The sequence below is a fragment of the Clostridium sp. genome (genome assembly GCF_016650095.1).
In the GTDB taxonomy this organism is placed as follows: Bacteria; Bacillota; Clostridia; order Clostridiales; family Clostridiaceae; genus Clostridium_AD.
Genome location: NZ_JAENWL010000175.1, coordinates 1 through 7,324, shown reverse-complemented (window position 1 = coordinate 7,324; position 7,324 = coordinate 1). Strand labels below are relative to the sequence as shown.

The following is a 7,324-nucleotide window of genomic DNA, read 5'->3' as shown; positions in this document are numbered from 1 at the left end:
TAGCGCATTAATCAACTCATCTTCAGTCTTGTTAAGTTTCTCTCCTGCTGTAATAATTACTGAAGGAAGTATCCCACAAGATCCAGCTGTAGGTGCCGCAACTATTTTACCCATGGCTGCATTCACTTCTGAGCAAGAAACCGCTCTCGCCATTGCCTTTATCATGAATTCACCTGTCAGCGTATTCCTAGAACTGGCATACCTATTCAGTTTTATTGAATCCCCACCTATTAACCCACTTATTGATCTGGTTTCATTTGTAAGTCCATATTCCGCAGCTTCCCTCATTGTAATTAGATTTTTCCTCATCTTTTCTATAATCTCATGACGCGAAAGCCCACTTTCTTCTTCCTCACACTTTATTGTATATTCCCAAATTGGTATATTCTTTTCTTCACATATACTTAAAAGATCAATTCCTTTGTTTACAAACACACTTTTTCCTCCTAACCATATTACGACTGTAACACTGGTGATATTTCTCTTATATTATAAATATTCCCTAAACACTTAATCTTACCTAGCACCTCTTCAGGCACTGCGGTATCTGTTTCAAATACCATGGCTGCTTCGAGTCCTCTGCTATTTCTATACACATTCATAAATGCTATGTTAATATTTTCATCATATAATATGGTACTTACTTTTGAAATCATACCCGGAATATCTTTATGGCTAATTATAATTGTTGGATAGTTACCTGTAAATTCAACTGGTTGCCCATCAACTTCAAAGATTAAAATACTCCCTCCTCCAACGGAGGAACCAATAATTTCAGCTATTATTCCACTTTTTTTAGTTATAACAAATTTCACTGTATTAGGATGAACCTCTCCCAAATCTCCCTCAATGAACTCTATTATAAGTCCTTTTTCTTTAGCTATACCTAATGCATCTTTAAGCCTATCATCCCAAGGATCCATTCCTAATATTCCTGCGACTAATGCCCTATCAGTACCGTGACCTTTATAAGTTTTAGCAAAAGAGCCATGTAAAACAAATTGGACCGAAACTATATCCTTCCCTGCGATTATAGCAGCAATTTTGGCAAGTCTTGCTGCACCCGCCGTATGGGAACTTGATGGCCCTACCATAATTGGGCCTAAAATGTCAAAAGCACTGTAGTTTTTCATTATTATCCTCCTCAGTCTCTACACCGTACAAAACAATTATTTTGTCACACATAACCATATGTTATTCTCTTATTACTATTTAACAAGCATGAAATTTCTCCTGCGTGCCTTGCAAACGAACTCAAAACGGGAAATTCCATTAAGAAATTCTAATGTTTAGCTCATGTTAAATTCTCTGACACTCGCATTCGGCGTCCTGCCTCAGGTTCGCTAGACCGTACTTCCTGTGCAGTCTCACGAGAATTTAACATTCACTAAACAAGAATTTCTAAATGGGATTTCAATCGTTTTTTCATCTCGTATTGCAAGTCACTTCAGAGAAATTTCATACTTTCAACCTCTGCTAATAAACTTAAACATCCTGTTATTAGTGAGTAGATATTATTGTATTTATAAATACAAATTATAATCATGAAGGTTAAAGCATGTAGGAGTGTGACAGATAGTATATAATGAGTTTTACAGACTCTTAGTTTATGCAGTGAAAAATTTCCGTAAGCAACCCAGGACGGGTTGCTAGCACTTCTGAAACAGGACGTGGAATAAGTGCGTTAGGAAATTTTTCATGGAATAAACTTAGAGTCTGTTAACGAATTCTCTACTATCGGAATATCCTACATGCCGAACCTTCATTGGTGTCTAATATTTATAAAAACAACTTCCACCAGTAAATTCTCTAACTATTGAATTATCTGGTACTAAATCTTTATCTATTTCTTTAAAAAAATTCAGAAAGCTTCTTAATCTACTTGCTTCATAATATACTGGACTATCTTCCCCAATTTTATTAAGTTCTTCTAATGCAAATTTTCTAAGCACACCAAGTTCATAGACTACATTTGAGTTAAACATTACATCCGCTTGCTCTTGAAATACAAAAATGTTTTTTTCCTCTCCACGTTTTATAGAAGGCCACATTTTCAGTGTATCTTCAACGCCGTATCCTCTAGATAAGTAATCTCTAACTATTCTTCTTGTCATTCTTACATCAGTTGTAGAAATCCTGTTGTGGTCATCTAAATTAAGCTGTGTTAACGGGCTTATATATATTTTAAATTTACTATCCTTATCTATGGAAGAAGTTAAAATTTCATTTAACCCATGTATTCCTTCTACAATCACAACTCCGTTTTCAGGCATTTTAATCTTATTACCATACCATTCCCTTTTCCCTGTCTTAAAGTTGAAACTTGGTATTTCAGCCTCTTCGCCTTGTAATAGTAATTTTAAGTCTGCGTTGAAAAGCTCCAAATCTAAAGCATATATAGATTCAAAATCATAATCTCCATTTTCATCTTTTGGGGTTAACTCTCTATTAACAAAATAGTCATCTAAGGAAATATATACTGGCATTAAACCATTTACTCTTAATTGAATACCTAGCCTCTTTGAAAAAGTTGTTTTTCCTGACGAAGACGGTCCTGCAATAAGCACTAATTTTACCTGTCCCCGCTTTTGAATCATATCCGCAATGTAAGCAATTTTCTTTTCATGAAGGGCCTCTGCCACTCTAATTACATTAACAATATCGCCATTTACTATTTCATCATTTAAAGCACCAACACTTCCAATCCCTAGTATTGTTCCCCATTGCTCTGCTTCATAAAATACTTTAGCTAGTTTTTCGTGTTTTTGAAATTTAGGAATTTTATCAGGGGCATCAGACGTCGGATATCTTAATATGAAACCTGGCTCATAGTATATTAAATCAAATGTTTTTAATATTCCTGTAGAATAAGCCATAGGGCCATAAAAATAGTCATATCTCCCAGCTAATTCATAAAGTTTTACTTCATCTACATTAACATGTTTTAAAAGCTTAACTTTATCTTGCATATTATACTGAGTAAAAATTTCCACTGCTTTATCTTTTGATAATGCTATCTTTCTTATAGTAATATCCGCTTTTATTATCTCTCCCATTCTACTTTTTATATCATATATATCATCAATATCTAGTGCAGGAGTCTTTTGAATTTCACCAAACAATCCCTTACTCAAAGAATGCTCAATAGAAATTTTGGCTTCAGGAAACAATTCTAAAACTGCTTTTATTAGCACGAACTGGAGGGTTCTAACGTATGTCATCATCCCTATTCTGCTTGTAATATCTATGGTATCAAAATTACCATCTTGCGTTATAGTCTCTCCTAACTCGTATAGTTTATTATTAAATTTACCTAAAACTACTGGCACATCATTTAATAAATGAATGTCCTTAATAATAGCATTTAATATAGTCCCATTTTCAACTAAAATATTTCTGCCATCTTTAAGCCCTATATTTAAACTATTCATACAATCATCCCCTATTATTTTACTATTCAATACTATTATACTTTATTTTTTTAAAAATGTATCATATACCCCTTATAATTTTTGCATTTAAACGGAAAATATACATTAGGCACATAAATTTTATCAGACAACTGGTTATTTATTTAAATGTGCCTTATATAGTAATGAGGTGATATTATGTTTATTTTAATAATCAGAACTATTTTCTTATACTTTCTCGTAATATTCATTATGAGGCTGATGGGAAAAAAGCAAATAGGTGAGCTTGAACCTTTCGAACTAGTAATTGCATTAATGATTTCCGAACTAGCAACCTTTCCTATGCAAGATATAAGAATACCAATGTTACATTCGATAATACCAATAATTACTTTGCTATTTCTCCAAGTAGCTACTTCCCTTATTGAACTCAAAAGTGAAAAGGCTAGAAGAATATTAACAGGTAATCCCAGTATATTAATAAGAAACGGGAAAATTGATATTGCAGAACTCAGATATCAAAGGTTCAATATTAACGATTTATTAGAAGAGCTTAGGTTAAAAGGCTATTTTAATTTATCCGATATCCAATATGCTATCTTAGAGACTAGTGGTGAGCTATCCATATTACCAAAAACTGGTCAATCGAGTGTGACTAAGGATGATTTAAATCTATCCATAACTCAAGAGTCTCTACCTGTACCTCTAATTATGGATGGCAACATAAACCACAAAAACTTAATCCTTTTAGAAAAAGACGAACTTTGGCTAAACAAAATATTAAAAAAACATAGAATTTCTAATGCAAGCGATGTTTTCGTAGGAATGCTTGACTCTAAAAATAAGTTCTTTTATCAACTTAAGGAAGGGAAAGATAATAATAAATGAAAAATATTTTAGCAGCCTTCAGCTTATTCATTATAATGATTATTGGAATATTTTTATCTACAAATGCTATAAACCGTAATTGCAGCCATCTGCAAAATTTGAATTGTGCTCTAGAAAGTAATATAATTAAGGAGAACTATGGAGATGCTTATAATTTATCACTAGATTATATAGCTCAGTGGAAAAAGGCTTCTAATTTTTTAACCATCTATATACATCATGAGGACTTAGATCATGTAGATAATGAAGTTTTAAAATTAACTCAATATATAAAAACTAAAGATAAATCCGAAGCCTTAGCCACTGTACATGTTATGAAATTTCTTATAGATCATATAAAGTCTCATGAAAAAGTATCCATAAGTAATATTTTTTAATTTTTTGCGTTTATGGATCGTTTATAATAAAGGGGTAGAAAATAGTCCATATATAGCTTATAATTATAATATATTATAAAAAGTCCCAGAGGGACAATATATGTCCCTCTTACAAAATTTGAAAGGTGGAATTACTATGGCATTAGTTACTACTACTAAAATGTTCAAAGAAGCTCTCGAAGGAAAATACGCAATTGGAGCTTTCAATATCAATAACATGGAGATAATTCAAGGTGTTATTGACGCTTGTGAAATACACAAATCAGCAGTTATACTTCAAGTATCAGGTGGCGCTATGAAATACGCAAGACCAACTTACCTAAGAAAAATGGTAGAGGCAGCAGTAGAAGACACAGGCCTTGATATTGCTCTTCACTTAGATCACGGTTCAGATTTAGCACAATGTAAACTTGCAATAGCTTCTGGATTTACTTCAGTAATGTACGATGGTTCCCATCTTGATTATGAAGAAAATGTAAGAACAACTAAAGAAGTAGTCGACTTTGCTCATTCTAAAGGCGTTGTAGTTGAAGCTGAGCTTGGTAAACTTGCTGGAGTTGAAGATGCTGTTAATGTTTCAGCAGCAGATGCAACATACACAGATCCAGAACAAGCAGTAGATTATGTAACAAGAACTGGTATTGATTCTTTAGCTATAGCTATAGGCACAAGCCATGGCGCATATAAATTCAAAGGTGAACCTAAACTTGACTTTGATAGATTAGATTTAATTACAAAAAAATTAGAAGAAGCTGGGTTGAATAATTTCCCAATAGTTCTTCACGGAGCATCCGCTGTAGATCAAAATTTTGTTACTATGATCAATGAATTCGGTGGAGAAATGAAAGGCGCAAAAGGTATTCCACTAGAAATGCTTAGAAAAGCAGCTTCTAAAGCTGTTTGTAAAGTAAACATGGATACTGATTTAAGACTTGCTATGACAGGTTCAATAAGAAAAGTACTTACTCAAAAGCCTGGCGAAATAGATCCAAGAAAATATCTAGGAGAAGCAAGAAAGAACATAACTAAATTAGTTGAAGGTAAAATCACTGATGTTTTAGGTTCTGCTAATTCTTCAAAATAATTAAAATCAATATAATTCAATACCAACTAATTTAAATCTAAATGATTAAAACTAAAAGACCTACAGTATTTAATATACTGCGGGTCTTTTGTTTAATTATATTGTTTTTAATCACAAAAAAAAGTATGTATTATGTATAATGCATTAGAACAAGCTTTAGAACTTCTTATTATATTTTTAATTAAGCTGCGTTAAGAAAAGCATATGTTTGAGCTTAGCGAGTTTATGCTTTTTAGCAGATTAATTAAAAATATAATTAGTAGTTCTTAGTGAAGTGATTGCATTAGTCGTATTGCAATACGCGTAATATATACTTTTTTCTATTTTTCTACATAGTTACTTACATGTTTTATAACCATATTAATTGTTCCATCCCCATTCCTTTGTATTTCAAATCGGCTATTATCATGATATGTTTCCGTATCAACATATAAATCTATGTCTTTATCAATCTTGAGTCTTACTCTTTTCAGCTTTTTGTCTATCCATTCTTTATCAAGACTAATATTTTCACAAATTCCTTGATCCGTTATAAACTCAACGAATTTTTCCTTAGTATCATGATTTTCAGAAAATATTTCCTCTGATAATTCTCTAACATCGATACTATCTTCTTCTTTAAGTTTTCTTTTTATACTACTTCTAACAGCCTCTGCTTTTTCTGCATTTTCTGAAAAGTTATTTTGAGTGAATTTTTCAGCTGCCTTCACAAAACTTTTAGTAACATCTCTTTCATTATCAATAATTGTGCAACCTAGATAATCATTAATAAAATAGTTTGAACCAGTTTCCTGATTTTCACTATTATTCGATTGTTTATTCTTACTTTTTTTATCAATAACCATTAAGTCAAAATTATTTTCATTTCTAATCGGCTTTAAAAAAGCACATTTTTGTATCCTTTGAGAACTACCAGGTAGACCTGTTACCTGTGATACTATATCAATGCCTAACTTATTATCTACAAACTCGATGGTATGCACATAGTTCTTAATATAATCCATTTTAAATATACCCAGGATCGGTCCAAACTCAGTAGTAAAAGCTACTACTATAAGGTCACAGGAAGGAATATTGCCAATAGATCTCATTAAAACAAACATCTGTCTTGCTATTTCTTTAGATACAACCAGCAAATTATTCTCACCATTTAAGTATTCCTGGGCTATATCTTTTACTATATTGCAATCGGGATTAAAAACTGCATATTTTAATTCTTCATCTTTTAAACACTTCTGAATATGTTTCAATAAAAAATCATGTTTTTCTTCATCTAAATCTAATGCATATTCATTTAAGATAGGTTCATCTGCATTGTTATCTAACACATGAATAATAGCCTCATTTATATTAATTTCTTTTATATACTCCAAAAAAAACACCGCCTTAATACTTATCTAATCGCACATTCAAACAATAATAAGCTAAATCATCGCCTGTAGCGCTGCATACTAGTCTATTTATTTTAAGGTGCCTAACTATTATACTATTTATTTGCAATTATAACAAAGTTATATATTACTATTGTACTATTGAAATTAATAATTTTAATGTAATATTAATGT

General features: G+C 31.7%; 7 protein-coding genes. 3 read left to right on the top strand and 4 right to left on the bottom strand.

The annotated features are described in order from the left end of the window. From JJE11_RS11155 to JJE11_RS11145, 3 genes are all read right to left on the bottom strand, one after another. Nucleotides 1–435: L-serine ammonia-lyase, iron-sulfur-dependent, subunit alpha (locus JJE11_RS11155; protein WP_291635583.1), on the bottom strand; the 435-nt coding region annotated here is incomplete at its 3' end. A 20-nt stretch (nt 436–455) separates the two neighbouring features. Continuing rightward, a complete protein-coding gene (gene sdaAB / locus JJE11_RS11150) occupies nt 456–1,133 on the bottom strand; it encodes an L-serine ammonia-lyase, iron-sulfur-dependent subunit beta (protein ID WP_291635581.1) in 678 nt (225 codons plus the stop codon). Between the two features lie 639 nt (nt 1,134–1,772). Next, nucleotides 1,773–3,431, bottom strand: a complete 1,659-nt coding sequence (locus JJE11_RS11145) for a nucleoside kinase (RefSeq protein ID WP_291635579.1) — start codon at nt 3,429–3,431, stop codon at nt 1,773–1,775. A gap of 177 nt (nt 3,432–3,608) precedes the next feature. Between JJE11_RS11145 and JJE11_RS11140 the strand changes: the two genes are divergently transcribed. The 3 genes from JJE11_RS11140 (at nt 3,609) to JJE11_RS11130 (ending at nt 5,759) form a co-directional block, all read left to right on the top strand. Beyond that, complete coding sequence (locus JJE11_RS11140) at nt 3,609–4,298, top strand: DUF421 domain-containing protein (protein WP_291635577.1); 690 nt, start codon at nt 3,609–3,611, stop codon at nt 4,296–4,298. Beyond that, nucleotides 4,295–4,675 (top strand): DUF4363 family protein, encoded by a 381-nt coding sequence (locus tag JJE11_RS11135; protein WP_291635575.1) that lies wholly within the window; start codon nt 4,295–4,297, stop codon nt 4,673–4,675. Before JJE11_RS11140 ends, JJE11_RS11135 begins: the two co-directional genes overlap by 4 nt. 136 nt (nt 4,676–4,811) lie before the next feature. Continuing rightward, nucleotides 4,812–5,759, top strand: a complete 948-nt coding sequence (locus JJE11_RS11130) for a ketose-bisphosphate aldolase (protein WP_291635573.1) — start codon at nt 4,812–4,814, stop codon at nt 5,757–5,759. Between the two features lie 320 nt (nt 5,760–6,079). Here JJE11_RS11130 and JJE11_RS11125 read toward each other — a convergent pair whose 3' ends face one another. Next, the gene (locus JJE11_RS11125; protein WP_291635571.1) at nt 6,080–7,132 is read right to left on the bottom strand and encodes a nucleoid-associated protein; all 1,053 of its coding nucleotides are present in this window, start codon (nt 7,130–7,132) and stop codon (nt 6,080–6,082) included. Nucleotides 7,133–7,324 lie beyond the last annotated feature (192 nt).